Origin of the sequence: Granulicella paludicola, from assembly GCF_025685545.1 — a bacterium.
In the GTDB taxonomy this organism is placed as follows: Bacteria; Acidobacteriota; Terriglobia; order Terriglobales; family Acidobacteriaceae; genus Granulicella; species Granulicella paludicola.
Genome location: NZ_JAGSYC010000018.1, coordinates 162,850 through 183,077 on the forward strand (window position 1 = coordinate 162,850; position 20,228 = coordinate 183,077).

Below are 20,228 nucleotides of genomic sequence, written 5' to 3' on the forward strand. Positions count from 1 at the left end.
GAACATCATGATCGGAATGACACTGTCCCGGCAAAATCACAGGAGATCCCCAGCAAATGAAGACTGGTTCACTGCTTCGCCTTTTTCCACTCTGCACGCTCTTGCTCGCCGCCGCCTCGATCGCCGGCGCACAAACCACCCCCTCGTCCGAGGCCAACTACCCAGCCTGGACCGCCATCTCGCATAAGCTCGAAGCCAATCCGCTCGACCCGCAGCTGAACCGCGACGCCGAAGTAGCCGTGCAGGAGGTCAGCACCTCACCCGACTTCCACACCCCGCTCTGCTCCAGCTTCTTCAACTTCTTCAGCAAACTCAGCACCACCGGTTACCCCTACCAGGCCCAGATCTACCGCCTTTACCTGCTCGGCAGCGCCACCTATCGCATCGAGACCGGCAGAACTGACCCCTACGGTACCAACACCTACGCCTTCACCAGCGTCCTCAAGGGCTACTCGGTCATCATCGCGAAGGACCCCAACGCTCGCGTCAAAACCATGGACGACCTCCTCCTTACCGACCTGAAGGGCAAACTCCCCGACATGTTGAAGAAGGACAGCACCTGCCGCGAACGCTAACCTCAGGGCACTCCGAAGGGATAGGTACCGCCTCGTCCTTCTGGGCACCCCGGAGAGCCTTCTTTGCTCGCTGGGGTGGAAAGTGGACATTCGCGCAACGCGCGCGAACCTCTCCCTCCCCCGAGGTCGCGCCAGATGGTGTCAAGCCCCCAGACATCTCGATCTCGCTCTAACCACCTCAAAGCAAAACAGTTACGAGTCGAAAAACAATTGCATGTTCGCAATCTCCGCTGGCTATAATTGAATTAGAGAGAAAGAAAATTTCGGATTTATCAACGCAAATCCACAGTCGTGACTTCCTATACACCGAAGTCCGGACTCAACCCACCCGCTTTCAAGACTTTGGGACCGAAAGTATGGGGGGAGGGGGGTGACCCTCGCCGCGATACCCGCGATACGATGGAGAAGTGAATATCTCCTTGAACCTCCAGGATTCCGCAGCCTTCTCCACTCCGCTGCTCATCGTCTTCGCCGCTGACAACGCAACAGCGGAACCAGCTTCGCCCGCACTTCTCACCAACTCGGCAGCTCTCCTCGCCGCAACAAAACCCTGGCTTTCCAGCGGCGAGTTCAAAGCAGCTCTCGGCGAAACGCTCCTGCTCCACGCTCCAACTGGCCTCAAAGCTGAACGTCTCCTCATCATCGGCCTCGGCAAAGCCGACAAACTCGGCATTCACCAGCTCCGCAAAGGCGCAGGTGTTTCAGTTCGCTTCGCCAAACCGCGCAGCATCCGCGATCTCGCCATCACGTTCCCGGAAGACAAGTCGCTGCCCGCAAAGCACGCTGCCCGCGCGATCGCCGAAGGCGCTCTACTCGCCGAGTTCGACATCGACACCTATCGCAGCGACCGCAAAGACCTCTCGGTCCATTCAGTAACAGTTCTGCACCAGCAGTCCGACGCAACCGATCTCCAGCAAGGCTTCGACGAAGGCATCATCGTCGCCGAGAGCCAGAACTTCGCCCGCTCTCTCGTCAACGAACCTGGAAACGTTTTGACGCCAACCGAGCTCGGCAAGCGCTCCGCAGCGATGGCCGCTGAAGTCGGCCTCACCTGCGAAGTCCACTCCCGCGCCAAGCTCGACGAGCTCAAGATGGGCGCGTTCATCTCGGTCACGCAGGGCTCGCCTGAACCGCCCGCGCTGATCGTGATGCACTACGAACCTGCTGTCGCTCCCGCAGCAGACGCGCCCATTCTCGGCCTCGTCGGCAAAGGCATCACCTTCGACACTGGCGGCATCTCGCTCAAGCCCGGCGACAACATGGAGAAGATGAAGTACGACATGGCTGGTGCTGCCGCGATGATCGGCGCGATGCGCGCTATCGCCCTGCTCAAGCCCGCTGTGCGCGTGATCTGCGTCGTCTGCTCGGCCGAAAACATGCCCGATGGCAAGGCCTTCAAACCCGGCGATGTCGTCACCGCGATGTCCGGCAAAACCATCGAGATCATCAACACCGACGCAGAAGGTCGCCTCGTGCTCGCCGACGGTCTCTTCTACGCCCGCACGCTCGGTGCAACGCACCTCATCAACGCAGCAACCCTCACCGGCGCCATCGGAGTCGCGCTAGGACTGCTCAACGCAGGCCTCTTCTCCAACGATGACGAGACGACAGCGCAATTCATGGAAACGCTGACTACCACCGGCGAGAAGTACTGGCGCATGCCCTGCACCGACGACTACCGCGACCAGATCAAGAGCCAGATCGCCGACATCCGCAACACCGGCGCGACTCGCTACGGTGGCGCGACAACAGCGGCCATGTTCCTGAAGGAGTTCGTCACCGAGACGCCCGAGCTGCCCGCAGCCAAGTGGATTCACCTCGACATCGCCGGAACGGCCTGGTCAGACGACAACGACGCCTGGATCTCGCGAGGCCCCACTGGAATGGCAGTCCGCAGCATCACAGAGTGGGTTCGCAGCTACTCTTCCTGAGCCTGACATTCCTCTGCGTTGACAGCGGTTGCGATTGTTCATAGACTTCGCATCAAGATCCCCGCATCCAACACTGTCAACGCAAAGGATTGTCCATCATGACTCGACTTCAGCGCTTTCGCGTCACAACCTGCCTCTTTTTTGCAGGCTGCGCGTTCATCGCCTCCGCTCAGACAGCTGCGCCGCCCGCAGGCGGTGGCCAGCGTCGCCCGATGCCTCCGCCGTCCAACCTGAAGGTCCTTCCCAAAGACATGACTTCCCAGCAAGTCGTCGCCATCATGCGCAACTGGGAAGGTGAGCTCGGTGTGGAATGTAGCTACTGCCACGCGAAAGATCCAGCTACTGGTCGCAACAACTTTGCCTCCGATGCAAACCCGATGAAAGACCGCGCTCGCGTGATGATGAAGATGACCTCGACCATCAACTCCGAGTATCTCTCGCAGCTGACGGATCCCAAGCCCACGAACGACGTCAACTGCGGCACCTGCCATCGCGGTATGGCCAAACCATCCGTATTCGTTCCGCCGCCTCCAGCCGAACATAAGCCTGCGCCACCGCCAAGCCCGTCGCTTTAGTCCATGCGCACAATCCGGTTCTGCGCTCCAGGCGCAACCGGAGAGTGCTTGTGGAAGTACTCCACAAGCGCATCGATGTCCGCTGGTCCAAGAAGCTTATCCTTCGCGTCGCGGAACGCCGTTAGCCCGTCACCACCGCCCATAAGAAAGTCGCTGGCTTCGATACGCAGCACATCGCCGTCGGCGATCGGACGACCACGCAGCATGATCGAGCCTGGCAACACATGCTGGCTTTGTTCCGCATGAAGCCGATACTTGTAACTAAAGCCATCGGAGACCTGTAGAACGTTTGCGCTACCGTCTACATGAAACTGCTGCTCCAGGAGCAGCCGGATCGTCTTGCCCGTCATCGTCGCAACCGTTAGATGATTTCCGAATGGCTGCACCGCGTAGAGATCACCAAAAGAGACAGGCGACGGTCCCTGCGCTCCCTCCGGCTGCACAAGGTCGGCGCGCAGCCCACCTGAGTTCATAAACGCAATCACTGCACCGCCCTGATCTGGAGCCTGCGTCGCAGCCAGTTGAGCATCGGCGACGACATCACCCAGCGCGGACTCCCTGGAACCCGTTTCATCACCTCGATGCGTGATGGTCGCGGTGATCGAACCTTCCACCTTGTCAGCCATCGCCTTCTCGCGCGGCTCATACTTCGCAAGAATCGCGGTCTGTGTCGGGTCCTTCGGAACATCGCGTGTGACAATCTCGTTCTTCGCGGTCAACGCAATAATCCTGTCAGTGCGCCGATTGATCGTCAGGTTTATGCGCGTGAACAGACGTCCGTACGATCCCGCACTTGTCACCGTGTGACCGGCAATCTCGCAGTTGTAGAACTGGTGCGTGTGTGCGCTGAGGACGACTTTGATCGCGGGCGAAAGCTTCTCCGCGATGTCGGCTATCTCGCCTTTGAAGCCCACGCAACCATTCGGATCGGTGTCGATGCTCTTCTCAACGTACTGCATACCGCCCTGATGAATCAACAGAACAATCGCGTGTACTCCCTGCCGTTCCAGTCGCGCTGCAGCCTCGTTCGCAACATGACTTTCCTCCAAAAAACGCAGATTACGGATCGACTGCCCTGCGATCACCGATGGCGAATCCTCAAGTATCTCGCCGATAAGACCGATCTTCACACCGCCGACTATCCGCACCGCAGTTGATGGAAAGAGCGTTGCGCCCGTATCCTTGCGCACGACGTTCGCCGCGAGGTACTGATACTTTGCATCCTTTAACCGCCGCTTCAGCTCGTCCGGTCCGTGGTCCAGCTCGTGGTTGCCAATCGAGGTCACCGACAGGTGCATCGCGTTCAGCGCCTCGACCGTGGGCTCGTCCTTGAAGAGCGCCGAGAGCAGCGGCGAGGCACCCATCATGTCGCCAGCGCCGACCAGGATCGAGTTAGGATTCCGTTTTTCTGCCTGCTTCAGATGCGTCGCGAGATACTCGGTCCCTCCTGCAGGCGTTGCATTTACCTTGCCGCTGCTGCCTGTAGGCGGTTCGAGATTGCCATGAAGATCGTTGATCGCCAGCACCTGCACCGTCACCGGTCGCGTTTTCTGCGCGACGCACGCTGCGGCAGCCATCATCGCAAGGGTCACCACGAACCGCCTGGACATCGTTTCCTCCCGTAGGCTACATTGCGCTCGGCACTTTGATTCCGAGCCATCCGAGGACACGAAGCAGTTCGCGCCGCGCGACAGCTGCCGTTGCCAGCAGCAACGTCTTGCGTGCAGCATCGGTCTCGTTCAGGATGTGGTGGCGGTGATAGAAGTTGTTGAACTGCTGGGCGAGCACAAACGCATAGCGTGCGAGCATCGCTGGTTCTGCTGTAGCGATCGCCTGCTCCAATACCTGAGAGACGCGCGAGACAGACAGCCACACTTCCCAGACGCTCGTACCCTCTTCGCCCTCGAGCATCGAAGCCAGATCGAGAGAGGCTACAGCTGCGATTGCCTCTTCAGCCGAGACTCCGGCCTTGCGGAAGATATTGGCAGCGCGGACGGCAGCGTACTGAGCATACGGTCCGGTCTCGCCATCAAACGCCAGTGCGTCCTGGTAGTCAAACGCGATGATGGTGTTGCGCGTGAAACGAAGCAGGAAGTAGCGTAGTGCTCCTACACCGATGGCATCGGCGATCTCTGCGCGCTCGACCTCATCGAGTTCAGGGTGACGTGTGTCGACCTCGGTTTTCGCAGCTCCGATCATGCGGTCGATGAGATCATCAGCTTTCACACCAAAGCCCTTGCGACCGCTGACCTCGATAAAGTTCTTTGCCTTGTCCTCATCACTGAGCTTGTAGCCGAGTTCTTCCGCGGTGCGTGCCGTGAGACCAACGAATGCGTAGTTCAGGTGCGTGTAGCGCTCGCTTTCAGCGACATAGCCCAGCGCGCGTAAAGCCTCCTTCACCTGCGTCTGCGGATCATCCTGGCGCGAATCAATCACGTTGTAGATCGCGTCGGCGTGGCCGTAGCTCGGATGCGGATCTTCTCCATGCATCGTTGAAATCCAGCACGTGTGTGCTGGATATTCGCGGAACTTTGCATAGCCGAAATCCTTGCCCAGCAGCCCGAACTTCCAGAGGTGGTAAGCGATGTCCTTGCCGACATAGGTGACCGTGCCGTTCGAACGGATGAGGATCTTCGCGTCCTCATCGACCTCGCCCGCAGCGAGTTCCACGCCCGCGCGACGCATCACCCAGCAGCCCTTATTCTTGCCTTCGGCCTCTTCGTAGAGCACCCCCTTCGAGACCATTAGCTGGCGAGCGGCCTCCCAGAACTTCAGGTGCAGAATCTCGCTTTCGCGCGGCAGAAAGTCATACTCGATGGCAAGTCGTTCCATCGTTTCGAGGTGACGACGCAGCACACCTGTGGCGATCAGATCAGCGATCTCAGCTGTCTCGTTGTCTCCCGCTTCGATCTGGTGCAACGTATCCAGCCGTAGCTGCTTGCGCGCTACAGACTGTGTGGGGTCAGCGTCATACCACTGCGAAACGTTCGCATAGAGATCCCAGCAGGCGTAGTCCAGCCGCGTGTTCGTCTCGATCAATTCGGTCATCCAGGCGTGTACATCATCAAGCTTCATGCCTTCGAGGTGCGTGATGGCGACCACGATGTCCGCAACCTGAACGCCCGTGTTGTCGATGTAGTTCTGTACGCCAGTCTCGTAACCTGGTTTGTACTCATCCGCCTTCAACATCCGCGCAAAGCTGTCGCCAAGGATCGCATTGCGCAGATGCCCCACGTGCGCTGCCTTGTTCGGATTGATGCTGGTGTGTTCGACGAGGCGAAAACCTGCGCCGCCAACCGTCGCGTGTTCATCTGCGGCAATGCGCTTTGCAGTCGCTGCACGGTCGAGCTTCACATTCAGATAGCCGGCGCCAGCGATCTCCACTGAAGCTACGCCCGGGATCTCCGCCAGCAGCGGCTGCAACTCCTGCGCGATGGCGCGTGGCGGCTTCTTCAGCCGCTTCGCCAACTCAAACGCGACAGGCAATGCCATCTCGCCGAACTCAATCTTCGGTGGCAGCTCTACGACTAGATTCGCAATCTCAATCTCGTACTTCTCCTTGAGAAGCGTGCCGATCTGTGCCTGCAACTGTTGCTGCAATATCCTGTACATAAACCGTCTTTCCTGATCCTTAATTCTGTTGCCTGCCGCTTACGGTAGCCCAACGGGTAATTCTTCAATCTCTTCCAGCAGAGGCAGGCGTCGCGCTCGTTGCAGTCGGTGCATCAGGAACATGGCTCCGCCAACTGCCGTGATTGTCACCAGCAGATACACATGCATGGCCAGTCCGAAGATACCTGCAGCGGCAGCAGGCGTGCCATGCCGTATCAACGCATCCTTGCAAGCGGCCTCAAAGGGGCCAATGCCGCCAGGTGAGCTGGGAATGAGGAAGGACAGGTTGGCCTGCGCCACAGCCTGCCACGGACCAGTGGCGTCGGTCTGCAGACCAACCAGCCGCGTCGCTGCGACGTACATCAGCCCCTCGAGCGTCCATGCGGTAAAGCTGCAGACGACAAGCCACAGTGTGCCCAGCACGCCGTTCTGACGGATGCAATCGAGTGCGAGCAGAATCCAGTGTTCGATTTTTGCAAGCTTTTCTTTTTGCGTTTTCGCGAAGATGCGCTTCACCAGCGGCTCCAGCGTACGCGCTCCGAAGACAAGCACCAGCAGGCCAGCGGCCGAGACGGCCATGCCAATCTCAGCGCCCAGCACCAGGCGCGGGGATACGGCACCGCCGAAGTGCAGCGTCACCGCAAACAGTGCCGCAAGGGAGAACACGTCCAGCAGTTTCTCCAGCAGAACCGTGCTCAGGATCATCGACGGAGTTGCGTTCAAGTCGCCGGCATAGGTGAAGATGCGCATCACATCGCCGATGCGCAGGGGCAGAATATTGTTTGCAGCCAGCGAGGTCATAAACACGCGTGAGCAGGCGCCGAACGGAGCGTTGACGCCGCGCAGCATTCGCCATGCGCGATAGCAACGCATCGTGTAGCCAGCAACACCGAACAACACCACGCCAAGCAACCAGACAGGCTCGCGCAGACGCACATTCTGGAAATCAGCGAGCCGAAAGCCGCGAAACGTAAGCCAGAGGAAGAAGACACTGATCAAGACTCCGGGCAGCATCTTTAGCAGGCCGACCCTGCGTTCTTTGTTCACGCGACTCTCCCCGTTTTCCACACCTTCGCCCCGCAGCACGGCTGCGACGGCATATGACAACTCTTCCCAATCACCTGACCATTGTATCGCCCGTGGAGTCGGCGATGATGTCGATCGCCTATCGCGCAGATGCCCAAGAATTCGCTACTCTAGACCGATGGCTGCCACGATAACCACGGTATCTCCGGCTCTGCTGACAACAGACGAACGCCTGTCTGCGCGGCACCTGCTGCCGTGGCGCCTGCTGCTACCGCTGCTTACATTGGCAACGCTGCTCATAGACGGCTATCACCCATTTGCAGAGGATGGTGGCGTTTATGTGGCCGGGATCGAATATCTGCTGAATCCCCAGCTCTTTCCCCACTACACAGTCTTCGTTACTGCGCATCTGAAGTATTCGATCTTTGCGCCAGGCATGGCTGTGCTGGTCCACATTACACATCTACCGCTTGGGTCCATCCTACTGCCGGGGTATATTTTCAGCCTTTGGCTACTGCTTTATGCTGGGCTGCAGCTGCTAAAGCGCTGCGAATTCTCGCAGCTCGCTCAACTCAGCGGAGTGGCTCTCCTGGCCGCATGGTCCACGCTCCCCGTCGCCGGGACCTCGCTCATGCTCATCGACCCATACCTGACGGCGCGCAGCTTCACCACGCCGCTCACCCTGCTGGCCTGCGCGTTTGCTCTCGATCAATGGTCACTGTCGGCAAAGAACCAAGGCGGGAGGTCAGCGCTGCTTTGCGGGCTGTGCCTTGTGTCGACGGCGTTACTGCACCCTCTGATGGCAGTTTCCGCCTTGGCGATCGTCGTCTTCCTGCGACTCCTTCGCCATTCTCACGCGGTATTGCTCTGTTCGATCTTCGCAATGACTGCGGTCCTACTGACGGCGTTGGTCCATCGCCTTTCGCGGCCCGATGCGCCGTCTGTGTCTGCGGCCTCACTTTCGCGCTATTACTGGTTCCTTTCGCAATGGCAATGGTTTGAGCTCTGCGGACTGCTGGGGCCGATTGCGATCTTAGGCCTGATGCAGTGGCATCAACGAGACCACGCGAAACGGCAGCTTTGCCGCGCTTGCCTGATGGCCGGAGGAACAGCGATCGCCTTAGCATTGCTCTTTGCTCATGCGCACAGCGCCAGTTACCTCATCGCGAGGCTGCAGCCGCTTCGCGTCTTTCTGCCGATTTACGCGGTAATGGCGTTGCTGATCGGCGGAACGACAATGCAGAAAGTACAGCAGCTGCGTCGCTGGCTGATATGGCTACCGGTCGCCACCGTCACCATCAGCGGCGCAGCGCTCTTCTTCGCTCAACGAAACATCTTTCCCGTATCACATCACATCGAGCTCCCGTGGCAGGCACCCGTCAACCCATGGTCGCAGGCCTTCGTCTGGGTTCGCAGCAACACAGCAAAGGATGCGCTCTTTGCGCTTGACGCCGACTACATCACCACGCCCGGTGAGGACGCGCAGACTTTCCGGGCAACGGCTCAGCGCAGTGCGCTGCCTGACTTCTCCAAGGATGGCGGCGAGGCCTCCATCACTCCCGCTCTTACCGGTCTTTGGCAGCAGTCGCTCGAAGCGCAGTTCGCTGTTCAGAATGGCACCCACCTCATCGCGCGCAATAGTCTATCCAAACAGAACGACGCCGAACGGGATGCTCATCTTCGCCCGCTCGGCGTCACATGGATGGTCTTGCTGTCGGATGCACTCACAGACCACCGTTGTCCCTACAACAATGGAACCGTCAAGGTCTGCCAGCTTACTTGAGCACGCTAATTTCCCCCGTTCTGGGTTGTCGCGGCCATGGGGACAACCTTCAGTACCACGCTCTCTTTATCTTTGGTCTGCACTTGCGCGTAGAAATTCTTCAGCTCCGGATATTCCTTCTGCTCGAATAGAATCTCGCCCGTCGTGAAGGCGCGACGGGTGACGAAATACTTCGGGTTGGATTCCACCGACTCCGAATAAAGAGCGCGCTTCGGGAGCTGATACTGATCGTTTTTCGGGGCTGCTTCAAGTTCAAAGCCGTTTGCGAAGTTCACGCGCAGGGCGTCCTGGATCACCTGCGGATAGTGGAGGTCCACGGCTGTCTCGCGCTTGTCCTGCGAGAACGTGGCTACCGAGTTTGACTCAAATAGATCTGCAGGCATCACCAGCCGCTTGCCGGTCGCCGTACCCAGCGTTCCCGTCACGTCATACGATACCTTCAGAGGCTGCTCATACTGATCGGCGCCAGTGATACTGGAGACTTTGACCTCCAGCGAGTGAGGGATGCGATTCTCCAGCATCTCGCGTAGCTGATCTTTCAGGCTCTGCTCGTCGCCGCGGAGCGCAACGTGCCTCCATCGCAAAGCCTCCGCGCCAGTAAAATTCAGATCGATCTTGCCTGTGATCTGGCCGTGTTCATCCATCGTCAGGTTAGCGACACGAGTGCTCCGGTTTGCGGCGTATCCATCGCCGCTGGTCTGAGCGAAAGCAGTCCCACCATCGATCTGGCGCAGCCCACCGACAAACATATGCTGCCAGGCCAGATGGCCAAATGCACAGTAGCGCGAGCCTGGATCGTACATCGTCTCCTTCCCGTCGATGTTCACAATAGCGATCACATCGCCGAGCTGCTCCATGCTCATCCACGAAGGCACGAAAACATTTTCGCTTCGGTCCGGCGTGAGCATCAGGTAGCTCTTCAGACCAGCCTCCCTCGCCATCGCAACGAAGAGATAGGTTAACTGCGTGGACGACCCGCGACCGCGGCTCAGCACATCGCTTACCGTGGCGACTTTGCCTGTCTCGGTGCGATCACGCTCACGCGTGTAGTCCGTGTTCTCAAGCGACATCACCTTGGCGTAGATCTTCTTGAGTTTTTCCTCGGGTGTCGCCGCGCCAGAGATTGCGGCTTCCGTGGCCGTCTTCAGATCGCCGTTCTGCTTCATAAAGGCGTCCGCACGCTTGCTCCACTGCTTGCCCTGTGCTTTCCAGAACTCTTCCTGCGTGCGAAACGCTGTGAAGCTAAACAGGACGCGATAGGTATAGCTTTTCATCGGCGGCATATAGTCTTCGTTGACGGTGGGCGGGATGTCCTTCACGTTTAGCTCATAGATTTGCCCACGACCACCAGGAACCTCGGTGCGCTTTATGCTGGTCCCATTAGGCAGTAGCGGAAACCAGGCAATGCTGTTGATTGGTCGCTCCTCAGAGTCCACAAGATCGTGTGACGTAGGGTGCCACACATAATGCGCTGCCTTCACATAAAGATCGCCCTGTATGTACCACTGCGGGTCTTCGACCCAAGCATCTGAAAATCGTTTGAAGTAGCGATACTCGATGATGCTGCCTACCTCCACATCGGGCAGGGTGAAGACCTTCGCAAGTACCTTGCCTTCCTTGCTCTTCACCAATGTTTTTTCATAAGGTTTTCCCGTAAAGGGGATGATCGTTCCGTCTGGATGGATCGTGCGGCCCTGGATATCCTGTACCGCTTCGTCATTGCTGCCAAAGTCGCTGTCGTTGCCGGAGGTTCGATACGCCCTTAACTCCACGTTCGCGTACTGCTTGCCCTCTTCGGTCAGAATCTTGATGCGCTCATAGCGCTGGATCGAGTGCATATCGTCATTCGTTGTTTCCTCACGGAACAAAACGACTGCCGACGCTCCCGGAAATCCTGGAACCGAGGTCATCGCAAGCTCTTCAGGTGTCGGCTTCTGGAAGGTGTCGCTCGCCCGGCTCGCGCTCCCGGCCACCATCGTCAGCGCAAGAGAGATCGCCGCCAAAGTCTTTCCGCTTGCAGACACCACTACCGCTGAATTCTTCCTTGTCATCGCGCCCTGCTCCTCATTTGCAATGGGTTCTACTGCTGCTTCTTCAAGACCACCTGGCTAGCTTCATCCGCACCGATTACCGCAGACAAACGCTGCACGTCCGCATACTTCGCCGGAGGCAGCGTTACTTCGCGCAACGTATACGTGCGGCTATAGTGCAACGTGCGGCCATGCACCACCGTCGAGCTCTGATAGGTCGCGAAACCGAAGTCTTCCTTCACCGGATCGGGGAGTTCATCCACCACGTAGCCTTCAGGCAGCTCGATATCGAACTCATCGTTGCCAAGCATCGTCTCGTAGAGGTCGATGTTCACCTTGCGAGGCTTTCGGTCGACACCCAGTTCGTAGCTGCCGAGCACACGCGGCCGCAGCATCAACAGCGGTCCCGTTGCCGTCGCATAGTGACTGGCCTGTACATCAAACCGCGTAGAGAGGTCTTCGCTGATGGCGTCGAGGTTGGCTACTTTAATGTTGCTCAGCGAGACAGCCATCATGTCCTGCCCCGCCACCTTACGGAGAAACTCTTCCTGGTGCTTGCCGTCATCGCGCATATACTCGCGACGACGTCGGTCGGCGATATCTCCAAACCGCAGGTCCGTCATCGTGCCCTTTAGAGATCCATCTGCGTTTAGCGAAAACGTAGCCGAGCGCCTCACTCGGTTCAGCTCTGGGCTCATCACGGGGATGCGGATCAGCTGGCTTTGACTTCCTTCCACCAGCACGCCATAACTTCCCTGCAAATCGTTCTCCACCTGGCCAAAAGGAGTCTTCTCCCAGGTTGGGTCGAAGATCAAATATCGCTTACCCGAACTGGTCGTAATCACGCTGTGAAGCTTCGGCGAGTTATACCCTGCGGGCACCTCAATCGCTGCAACGACATGATTACCGAGCACGGAGGGATCGTCCGGGTTGATAAAGCCACGGTGAGAATCCACCATGACGAGATCTCCGTGCAAGCCCACGCTTGCAAGCATGGCAGACAGCAGAGTTGCCTTGTCCTTGCAGTCACCGTAACGCCCTTTGAAAATGTCTCCCGCAAAATGCGGCTGATTGCCGCCAATGCCGACCTCGATCACGAAGTAACGAATCTTCTGCTGGACGAAGTCGCTGATTGCCTCAGCCTTGTCATAGAAATCCGTCTTACCTGCGATGAGTTCCTGAGCTTTGGCCGTAATTTCTGGAGTCGGCTGCGCGCGCTCGCGAGCAAGGGCGTCATACCATTGACCAACGCCCTGCCAAGTCCCTTCGCGCGGTTCAGCCAGGCCCGGGCCTGCGTAGTGGACGGTCATTCGCGCCGATAGCGATTCACCCGCAGGACGCAGCGGCACCTGTTCCAGATCGATAGCAGACTCGTTGTTCATCTCCCAGCGGTAGCGGCGATCTTCCAGATCGGCGCCCTGCACGGGATCATGGTTTGCCCACGAGGTAGAGTAAGAAAATCCCGGGGGGAGCGTTAGCGTAAAGCTCTGCCGCATGCGCGGCATATCGTCCTGAAAGAACCAGTTAGCCTCCGCCACGTAGGGACGTTGCCGCTGTTCGTACTCATAGGCAACGACGCCACCCGGATCACGTCCCGGCGGTTCTGCGTATCTGGCCTTCTGATCGTCGTAGAGTTCGCCACCCTCCCCAGGATGTCCCAGTTCGAGTAGCTGGTTATCCTTCATGGCATACTCTTTGCCTGCCGGATCGATGCTCCAGACGTGCATGGAAAGGAGCTTGCTGTCCTTATCGAACCAGACCAGCGGTAAAGCCGCCTCTCGGCCCTGTGGACGCACAATCTTCACTACGTTTCGGACGTGCTCCGTTGCCCGGCCATCCACCCCGACCGTGTACGTATGCTCATCGAGCAGTACGACCGCCTTGGTATTTGCCGGTAACGCAGGCAGTGTCTGGTGCGCCGCCTCGCGTACCCAGTCCGGTACGCTATCGGAGAAAGCATAGGCCCGCACACTGCTCAAAACACATCCCAACATCAACGCCGCGCGCCAAAAAACTACGAACGGAAGAGTACCTCGAAACGCTGTTACGCCCTGCCTCATGGGGTGAGGACCTTTCTCTGCATCCACGCACAGTCCTGCTACGTGGGGCCTCACAAATGCAAACTTGAACTTGTGAAGTTTTTATATGGGTAGCCAAGGCCCCTGTGCAAGAGGAAAAACGCTATTCTTTTGATTCCCAAGATCTTCGGGCGCGGTAGTGCCAATCTGGGCGGTCCAAAAGTACCCACACCCCTCGCCTCGTGCTACCTTTAAGTACGGAGCGAGCGGGTAGCTCAGTCGGTAGAGCATCGCCCTTTTAAGGCGCTGGTCCTGGGTTCGAACCCCAGCCCGCTCACCACAAAACCTCTATAAACATTGAACGAAACGAATGGCGGCCTCCTCAGCGGATGCCGCCATTTCGCTTGTGTGTCCACTTTGTGTCATTTGCACCGATTCGCACTAAAAAGCACACGGCAACATGTTTGGCCAAACACGCGAGAGCCTCCCCCATGCACCCACTCAGGAAGAGGCGTAACGACATCAGACTCAGATGTAAAGTTTGATTATTCGACGTCCACTAGGACATCAAGAAAAACGCAACTGTACTCTCGTTGAACTTCCCTGTAAGGCCGATAAGAAAGGCGGGCGCTACAAACTGCCACTTGCCTTCCTTTGAACATGACAGGATCACCCGCTTTCGGGACCATAGACAGGCCCGATAACGGCAAATCAACCAGCTCTTCTTGATCTAAACCGGAGGCGTTAAAGATCTTCATCTGAAATTTCTTGCCGGACTGCGCGTCTGCGATGGCACGAATGAGAAGCGCCTCAAGAGTATCTGGTGACCGGCGAGCCCTGGCCTGTTCGAGGTGATACCTCGCTAAGCCCATTTGCTCGATCTTCGCGCTCCGTCGCCGCTCTTCCTTGGCAGCTTGCGCAACGCTGAAGACGGCGTCCTCTGAAGAGAATGGCTCTGGATCGTGGGTGCTCTTTGTGCGCTCTATTGACATCTCCGTGCAACCCTCCTACTCTTAGTTTAACTCGTTGGTACTGCCAACGACCCAGGCTGATCTCAGGGCCGGTGTAGCTGAAACGCAAACATGCGCTTCGTGCTCCCGGATTTACTGAATCGGCTATTTTCATTTAACCCACAATTCAAAGCTCCAGGTGCATGAGGCGTCTACCTCAACCAAACACCTTAGGAGTTCATATGAAAAAACCGAATAACGAACCTCTGCTTGTCTCCCGCGACGAGGCTGGGCGGCTGCTCAGTCTCTCCCCCAGATCCATCGACTACCTCATCAGCGAAGGACGGGTGGCCGCGCGGCGGCTTGGCGGTCGCGTCCTACTCGAAATGAAGGAGGTCGTGCGCGTCGCCAGCGCAGACCTTGATCGCATCCGTCCCGCCTCGCCCACAATTAAGGGGAAGGTGAACCATGCCTAAGACCATGACCGAACAACAGTCACTTGAACTAAGTCGCATTCAGGCAGGGTTCGCGGATCTCATCGTGCGAACCCATGAGGAGGGCAACACAGCCGCGATCCGAATTGAGGAATTGCTCTTGGAGCGCGACCTGAAGCGTATCTGCGCCGAGTTGGACGGCAATTCCGCAAAGGCAACAGCCCGTAAGTCCAAAGCGAAGTCACCGTCCAATGGTCGCAGTAGTGGCAAAGCTCACGGTGATGCGGTCAAGGCTGGCCTTGCTAGAGCGAGGAAAGCAGCCGCGAAAAAGAGACCCGCAAAGAAAAAATAAGCTTAATCGAATGTGTCCTTTACCGCCGTTATCCTGCACTGGGTAACGGCGGTCTTTTGCAAAACGCTAGGATGGTCGGCCCGAAAGTGTTAAGTTCGAAATTGAGGGTGCTCAAGCCCTCGATTTCAAGGGCTGATCTGAAAAGTTTTCAGGTTGGCGGAGAGGATATGAGTTGTTCAGATGTGACCGGCGCGTTAGCCGGGATGCTACTTGGCGTGAAAGATGGGGAGCGCGAAGCGTTCCTTGATGATGTAGAGCAGGCGATCACCGCCTCCAAAGAAGCCGGGAAGAAGTTGGGAGCGCACCTCAAGGGGATGCGAGACCAGCTAAAAAAGGTAAAGAAGTGGTATGAGGTGATCGATGAGGTTGCTCATCTCACCGGCTATACCAGTAGAACCATATTGAATTGGGTCGAGCCTGATAAGGTTCCCCATAGGCTGGCCGATAAGAGTGAGAAGAAACCATTCGATAAGCAGAATGAACTTCGCTTGATGGCCTCGCGCTTGAATGCTAATCATGCTTTGGATAAAGCTGCTGTGGCCGATCTCACGTATCGGGCTATGGAACAAGCCGATATCGCGGATGGCCCGGATGGGGATAGCGAGGCTATCGGATATCTGACGAGTCTTATAGAAGCGGTGGCAGAGCTGCGGGGTATGAGCGTGACCGTCTCAATCGAGGTAGCTCATGGCTAAAGACACGAAGATCAGTTGGTCTCACCATACGGTCAACTGGTGGACAGGATGTAGCAAGGTATCGGCTGAGTGCAAAAACTGTTATGCGGAGGCCCTAGTCAAGCGTATGGGCCGTTCCTTTGCCGATAGGAAGATGCGTGTCGCGGCAGCGATGAAGGAAGCCTATGCCTATGATGCCCAAGCCAAAGCTCTCGGAAAGAGAGCCATTGTCTTCACAAACTCTCTGGCTGACTTCTTCGATCCAGCGGCTGACACAGAGCGCGAGGCGATTTGGGAAGTGATTCGGGAGACGCCGAACCTCTACTGGATGATCCTGACCAAGAGACCTCATCTGATAGCCGAGAGGTTGCCTAGTGATTGGGGTGAGGGTTGGGACAATGTATGGCTAGGGACTACTTGTGGTTCTAAAAGGCCATATAAGTGTGAGCATACTGGAGCCCTGATGACGCCGTTGGATCGCGTGAAGGCCTTACAAGCGATTTCCTGTCGGGTGCGGTTCATCAGTGCTGAACCTCTACTAGAGGACATATCTGATATCGACCTCATCGGGATTCATTGGATCGCTGCTGGCGGGGAGTCGGGGCCAGAGTGGAACTATGCTGATCGCCGGATGAACATCGCTCATGCTGCGGCAATCTATGACAAGTGCAAAGCAAGCGGGATAAGGTTTCTGTTCAAACAGGCTAGCCATCAGTTCACAGAACGCGGGATAAACGCCTTGAATCTCTATCTGGCCGAGCAAGCCGGGGAACGCATCGACTCTAAGACTTGTGAGTTGATTCGAGAGTATCCGACTGAGGCAGATGGAAAGCTCATGGAGTTCAATCCGCCAGGCCCTAACGCCAGATTCAGCATGAGCGATTGGCGAGACTACAAAGCGAAAGCTCCTGTCGCAAGGCTGACGATTCTCGGGCAATAGCGACGAGGCCAGCCATAGACGGCTGGCCCCCTTGCCTAAGCATTTGCTTCACTCTTTACGGTCTACTTCTTCGCAGCGGACTTCTTCGCGGGAGCAGCGGCGATGGCCTTCATGGCGGCCCAACGTGCTTTCTGCGCGGCGACGATCCTGGCGCGACCGGCAGCGGACATTTTGCGCTTCGCTGGCTTCGGAGCGGTAACAGGAGCAGGTACGGCATGGGGTGGGCGACCACGACCACGGCGAACAGGTGCAACGGAGCCCGTTGATGCTAAAGCGGCGATAGAGACACGAGCAGCTTGAAGGCTAGCTAGTTCCTTATCGATAGCGGAAATGATGCTTGAGATATCCATACATAGAGTCTAGTCGAGGCAGACTCTAGCCAAAGTTATGAAAATTGAGCTAACAATAAAAATAATTCACCTATTCATCAGTTTTACCTACAAATTTTTGCTTTTATCTGCGAAATATGCTATATTAAGAGTAGTAGAGGTTAAAACACCACGTAATTGATTGGACTCCGGTAAGTATTAGCCGAGAGCGTGATCAGGCGATAGCGATCTCCTCTACATTGGACCTATATGCAGAATCCTTAACTGGGTTTTAAGGTCACCAGAAAGCAGCTTGAAGGGCGAATAAAGCAGCAAGCGAAGCGACTGGAGCATGGATAGAGGTTGCGGGTTAAACGAACTGATTAGGGTGCTTGCTAGCCGCCAGTTCGAAACCTGACTCAAACAGATAAAGCACAGACAAGCTGAATCTGGCATCGCAACAGAGGGCTACGAGAGTGGTCAATATGCAACCGATGTAGAGTTTCCCATACCTATCCACGGTGCTATATCCGTTCCAGCCCAAGCATATAACGGGCCTAATCGTTAGACGTGGATTCAGGGAGCGAGGTTTGCGCTGCTCATACGGTACTTATACGGAGACCAGGTAGATACTCTTCTAGCTCATGGATAGCTAGAGGTGTGTCTACTCACCAATACTTACCGGAGATGATTGATTGCCTTTAGGAATCTAATAGCGCCATACTGAGTCCGGCCAGATACACATCTTCTTTATCAAGCCCCTTATGGGAAAGGTACACATATGCCATCACCAACAGAGATCGACAACGCTCGTACACCAGCAGGTGGCTGGACTAAGGCAACATTAACAGCTTGGGGCGTTGCATGGCCGCCGCCGAAAGGTTGGAAGCACAAGCTGATAGAAGAGTATGATAACAATGCCTCATCATCCAATGGCACCCCGTAACGGAGGTGCTTTTCTATTGGAGCTATGTAATTCGTTCGATGCACCCTCACCACAACATCTTTTTTAGCCAGCCTCGATACATCGTATTCACGACTAGCAAGATATCCAAAATCGTTCGCTAATGCGTAAATATTTTTCTTAGAAAACGCTAAATTGCATTTTCCAACCTATACTAGTTACCCATTAGATAGGCAAGTCACGCCGATCTCTTGCTTTTGAACTCCCTCGATGAGTCTGCAAGTATTCCAGACCTCTGAGGAGAGTTCACATGTTTACCAATCAAGACATCATCAACCCCGATGTCAGCGCAGCTTCTATCATTCGTTTTATCAGCAAGGTTATCGTTCAAGACAACGGTTGCTGGCATCTCACCAATTCAACTTTCACAAATGGGTATGCGTCCTTCAAGGCCGAAATAGGCAATGGGTATGCACATCGATTCAGCTTTGGCACTTTTGTTGACGAGCTTGATCCAGCTCTCCAGGTCCAGCATCATTGCCCTGGGGTAAAGGGTGGAAACAAGGCCTGTTGCAATCCGAAGCATTTGAAGCAAGGGACGGCCAAGGCTAATAGCCAAAGTGCTTTGAAAGCCGGTCTGTACGCAGCTCCCCGGCGTCCATATAAGAAGGCTGCCGACGATGAAATCGCAGCGATCAAAGCAGGATTAGCCAACGGTGAGTCGTACTATTCCCTGGCGGCCAGATTCGACCGTCGAATTCCTTACATATCCGCAATAGCCAAAGGGAAATTGCATTCGGGTGAACCTCGAAAGCCGGGTGCACCTCGCAAGCCAACACCGACGCCAACTGCACCATCGGGAGCAGCAGTGACTCCTGACGCCATCACATCCGGCAAGAGACGGACAGTTAATCAGTATGTGCGTCTGGGTCAACAAATCGCTCGCGAGCGTGATCTCGTTAAGAAGGCTGCCTAATGAGAAACCGCACACTAGAACAACTGCATGATGAGATTCTTTCGAATGGGCACTTTATCAAGCTGCTCTACCTACGAACTCTGAAGCTCTATGAAGAAGTAATAGCAAAACAAGCTGCACAGTTGAGGGATCATGAAAGCGAGTCTGCCTAATGATCACTTCTTCTCTCTTTGTGACGCCCGCGATGAAGATGCCAAACAGGATCAATACCTGGCTTTGCTAGAAGCACAGCCTCAATCTGAGGCTGATGCTCGCGCCATTCTGAAAACTCTGCATCATCGACATGAGCGTGCTCGGCGTAATCGACGCAAGCGTGGTATCCAGCTCGATTTCGATCCTCCCGCGCCCCAAATCGAACGCTATGAAGAGGTGACACTGGCCATCTCATCTTTATCTGCCGAAGAGGGACTTCTAATAGAGCAGCATGTATTTGAAGAGATGAGCTTACGGAGCATTGCCGATCATTCGGGTGTTCCTCGGGAGACCCTTCGCAGACGCTACAACAACATCAAAGCCAAGCTCGCCCTGAAGATTTCACAATAAAAGTGAGCTTGGTTTGGGTCATTAAGCCCTTTTCGAAGCCGTATGGATAGGGACATCTAGCACTTCCCTCCTTAGCAGTCTCCGCTACCACCTGCCGTCATAACGGCCCTTCCTCAGTGGTCATAGCGCGTAATACAAACCCAGCCTCAAAGAGATTCACCAGATGCCCCGCCTCATTAGAAACAAACCAGAGCGTTCAGGACAGCCACAGCGCATACCTGAACGCCTCCAGCTCTCAGATGAGTCAGCCTCTCCAGGACTAGAGCTCATGGAGCGCATCGTTCACAGTCGGAAACCCTCAGCGGAAGACTTGGCGATCCTCGAAGCATGGCGCTTCAACTTTCAGACTGCATCGGGCAAGAAACATCAACCCAACAAGTACATCGACAAACTCACACCACAATAGCTCCCGAGACGTTCCGGTTATGCATTAGGCCTGTCTGCACTTCGCACAAGATCCTCCATCCCGATGGAGTGCCCGGCGTTTTTTGAACCAGTTGCTTTGATAGAAACTGGCAATCAAGGAGCGAACGATGGCACGGCGGAAGAAGCATACGCCTGAGCAGGTAGTGAACCTGCTGCGGCAGATAGAAGTGG

General features: G+C 56.2%; 17 protein-coding genes and 1 tRNA gene. 11 read left to right on the forward strand and 7 right to left on the reverse strand.

What is annotated here, in order from left to right:
• Positions 1-56 precede the first annotated feature (56 nt).
• The 3 genes from OHL14_RS02475 (at position 57) to OHL14_RS02485 (ending at position 3,081) form a co-directional block, all read left to right on the forward strand.
• A complete protein-coding gene (locus tag OHL14_RS02475) occupies positions 57-575 on the forward strand; it encodes a hypothetical protein (protein WP_263377721.1) in 519 nt (172 codons plus the stop codon).
• Between the two features lie 407 nt (positions 576-982).
• Entirely contained in the window at positions 983-2,506 is a 1,524-nt protein-coding gene (locus OHL14_RS02480) for a leucyl aminopeptidase (protein ID WP_263377722.1), read from the forward strand.
• Positions 2,507-2,604: 98 nt separating this feature from the next.
• A complete protein-coding gene (locus OHL14_RS02485; protein WP_263377723.1) occupies positions 2,605-3,081 on the forward strand; it encodes a c-type cytochrome in 477 nt (158 codons plus the stop codon).
• On the opposite strand, the gene OHL14_RS02490 is transcribed toward OHL14_RS02485, so the two are convergent.
• Genes OHL14_RS02490 through OHL14_RS02500 form a run of 3 tightly spaced genes read right to left on the reverse strand, consistent with a single transcriptional unit; the run spans position 3,078 to position 7,740 of the window.
• Positions 3,078-4,691: a bifunctional metallophosphatase/5'-nucleotidase gene (locus OHL14_RS02490; RefSeq protein ID WP_263377724.1), complete on the reverse strand. Its 1,614-nt coding sequence runs from the start codon at positions 4,689-4,691 to the stop codon at positions 3,078-3,080. The two genes, OHL14_RS02485 and OHL14_RS02490, sit on opposite strands and share 4 nt — an antisense overlap.
• Before the next feature lie 16 nt (positions 4,692-4,707).
• Entirely contained in the window at positions 4,708-6,693 is a 1,986-nt protein-coding gene (locus OHL14_RS02495) for an arginine--tRNA ligase (RefSeq protein ID WP_263377725.1), read from the reverse strand.
• Between the two features lie 39 nt (positions 6,694-6,732).
• Entirely contained in the window at positions 6,733-7,740 is a 1,008-nt protein-coding gene (locus OHL14_RS02500; protein ID WP_263377727.1) for a lysylphosphatidylglycerol synthase transmembrane domain-containing protein, read from the reverse strand.
• A 157-nt stretch (positions 7,741-7,897) separates the two neighbouring features.
• Here OHL14_RS02500 and OHL14_RS02505 point away from each other — a divergent pair, with 157 nt between their 5' ends.
• Positions 7,898-9,502: a hypothetical protein gene (locus OHL14_RS02505; RefSeq protein ID WP_263377728.1), complete on the forward strand. Its 1,605-nt coding sequence runs from the start codon at positions 7,898-7,900 to the stop codon at positions 9,500-9,502.
• 5 nt (positions 9,503-9,507) lie between these two features.
• Here the strand turns inward: OHL14_RS02505 and OHL14_RS02510 are convergent, their stop codons facing one another.
• Positions 9,508-11,553 (reverse strand): DUF3857 domain-containing protein, encoded by a 2,046-nt coding sequence (locus OHL14_RS02510; RefSeq protein WP_263377729.1) that lies wholly within the window; start codon positions 11,551-11,553, stop codon positions 9,508-9,510.
• A 29-nt stretch (positions 11,554-11,582) separates the two neighbouring features.
• The gene (locus OHL14_RS02515) at positions 11,583-13,502 is read right to left on the reverse strand and encodes a DUF3857 domain-containing transglutaminase family protein (protein ID WP_263377743.1); all 1,920 of its coding nucleotides are present in this window, start codon (positions 13,500-13,502) and stop codon (positions 11,583-11,585) included.
• Between the two features lie 312 nt (positions 13,503-13,814).
• On the opposite strand from OHL14_RS02515, the gene OHL14_RS02520 reads away from it, so the two are divergent.
• Positions 13,815-13,890 (forward strand) — tRNA-Lys (locus OHL14_RS02520).
• 205 nt (positions 13,891-14,095) lie between these two features.
• Here OHL14_RS02520 and OHL14_RS02525 read toward each other — a convergent pair.
• Positions 14,096-14,542, reverse strand: coding sequence for a hypothetical protein (locus OHL14_RS02525; protein WP_263377730.1), 447 nt, complete (start codon positions 14,540-14,542; stop codon positions 14,096-14,098).
• Between the two features lie 200 nt (positions 14,543-14,742).
• On the opposite strand from OHL14_RS02525, the gene OHL14_RS02530 reads away from it, so the two are divergent.
• The 4 genes from OHL14_RS02530 (at position 14,743) to OHL14_RS02545 (ending at position 16,900) form a co-directional block, all read left to right on the forward strand.
• The gene (locus tag OHL14_RS02530; RefSeq protein WP_263377731.1) at positions 14,743-14,976 is read left to right on the forward strand and encodes a hypothetical protein; all 234 of its coding nucleotides are present in this window, start codon (positions 14,743-14,745) and stop codon (positions 14,974-14,976) included.
• On the forward strand, positions 14,969-15,286 hold the full coding sequence (locus OHL14_RS02535) for a hypothetical protein (protein ID WP_263377732.1): 318 nt from the start codon (positions 14,969-14,971) through the stop codon (positions 15,284-15,286). The genes OHL14_RS02530 and OHL14_RS02535 overlap by 8 nt, the downstream gene beginning before the upstream one ends.
• Before the next feature lie 71 nt (positions 15,287-15,357).
• Positions 15,358-15,981: a hypothetical protein gene (locus OHL14_RS02540; RefSeq protein ID WP_263377733.1), complete on the forward strand. Its 624-nt coding sequence runs from the start codon at positions 15,358-15,360 to the stop codon at positions 15,979-15,981.
• Complete coding sequence (locus tag OHL14_RS02545; RefSeq protein WP_263377734.1) at positions 15,974-16,900, forward strand: phage Gp37/Gp68 family protein; 927 nt, start codon at positions 15,974-15,976, stop codon at positions 16,898-16,900. Before OHL14_RS02540 ends, OHL14_RS02545 begins: the two co-directional genes overlap by 8 nt.
• 62 nt (positions 16,901-16,962) lie before the next feature.
• Here the strand turns inward: OHL14_RS02545 and OHL14_RS02550 are convergent, their stop codons facing one another.
• Positions 16,963-17,250 carry a hypothetical protein gene (locus tag OHL14_RS02550; protein ID WP_263377735.1) on the reverse strand — a complete coding sequence of 96 codons (288 nt, stop codon included), beginning with the start codon at positions 17,248-17,250 and terminating at the stop codon, positions 16,963-16,965.
• 1,172 nt (positions 17,251-18,422) lie between these two features.
• Between OHL14_RS02550 and OHL14_RS02555 the strand changes: the two genes are divergently transcribed.
• Both OHL14_RS02555 and OHL14_RS02560 read left to right on the forward strand, forming a co-directional pair.
• Positions 18,423-19,088 (forward strand): HNH endonuclease, encoded by a 666-nt coding sequence (locus OHL14_RS02555; protein ID WP_263377736.1) that lies wholly within the window; start codon positions 18,423-18,425, stop codon positions 19,086-19,088.
• Between the two features lie 132 nt (positions 19,089-19,220).
• The gene (locus OHL14_RS02560) at positions 19,221-19,631 is read left to right on the forward strand and encodes a sigma-70 RNA polymerase sigma factor region 4 domain-containing protein (protein ID WP_263377737.1); all 411 of its coding nucleotides are present in this window, start codon (positions 19,221-19,223) and stop codon (positions 19,629-19,631) included.
• Positions 19,632-20,228 lie beyond the last annotated feature (597 nt).

Bases quoted from the DNA above. Each gene is read 5' to 3' on its own strand.
- OHL14_RS02475 (WP_263377721.1), top strand. From the start codon at position 57: ATGAAGACTGGTTCACTGCTTCGCCTTTTTCCACTCTGCACGCTCTTG.
- OHL14_RS02485 (WP_263377723.1), top strand. From the start codon at position 2,605: ATGACTCGACTTCAGCGCTTTCGCGTCACAACCTGCCTCTTTTTTGCA.
- OHL14_RS02490 (WP_263377724.1), bottom strand. From the start codon at position 4,691: ATGTCCAGGCGGTTCGTGGTGACCCTTGCGATGATGGCTGCCGCAGCG.
- OHL14_RS02495 (WP_263377725.1), bottom strand. From the start codon at position 6,693: ATGTACAGGATATTGCAGCAACAGTTGCAGGCACAGATCGGCACGCTT.
- OHL14_RS02505 (WP_263377728.1), top strand. From the start codon at position 7,898: ATGGCTGCCACGATAACCACGGTATCTCCGGCTCTGCTGACAACAGAC.
- OHL14_RS02510 (WP_263377729.1), bottom strand. From the start codon at position 11,553: ATGACAAGGAAGAATTCAGCGGTAGTGGTGTCTGCAAGCGGAAAGACT.
- OHL14_RS02525 (WP_263377730.1), bottom strand. From the start codon at position 14,542: ATGTCAATAGAGCGCACAAAGAGCACCCACGATCCAGAGCCATTCTCT.
- OHL14_RS02530 (WP_263377731.1), top strand. From the start codon at position 14,743: ATGAAAAAACCGAATAACGAACCTCTGCTTGTCTCCCGCGACGAGGCT.
- OHL14_RS02535 (WP_263377732.1), top strand. From the start codon at position 14,969: ATGCCTAAGACCATGACCGAACAACAGTCACTTGAACTAAGTCGCATT.
- OHL14_RS02540 (WP_263377733.1), top strand. From the start codon at position 15,358: ATGGTCGGCCCGAAAGTGTTAAGTTCGAAATTGAGGGTGCTCAAGCCC.
- OHL14_RS02545 (WP_263377734.1), top strand. From the start codon at position 15,974: ATGGCTAAAGACACGAAGATCAGTTGGTCTCACCATACGGTCAACTGG.
- OHL14_RS02550 (WP_263377735.1), bottom strand. From the start codon at position 17,250: ATGGATATCTCAAGCATCATTTCCGCTATCGATAAGGAACTAGCTAGC.
- OHL14_RS02555 (WP_263377736.1), top strand. From the start codon at position 18,423: ATGTTTACCAATCAAGACATCATCAACCCCGATGTCAGCGCAGCTTCT.
- OHL14_RS02560 (WP_263377737.1), top strand. From the start codon at position 19,221: ATGAAAGCGAGTCTGCCTAATGATCACTTCTTCTCTCTTTGTGACGCC.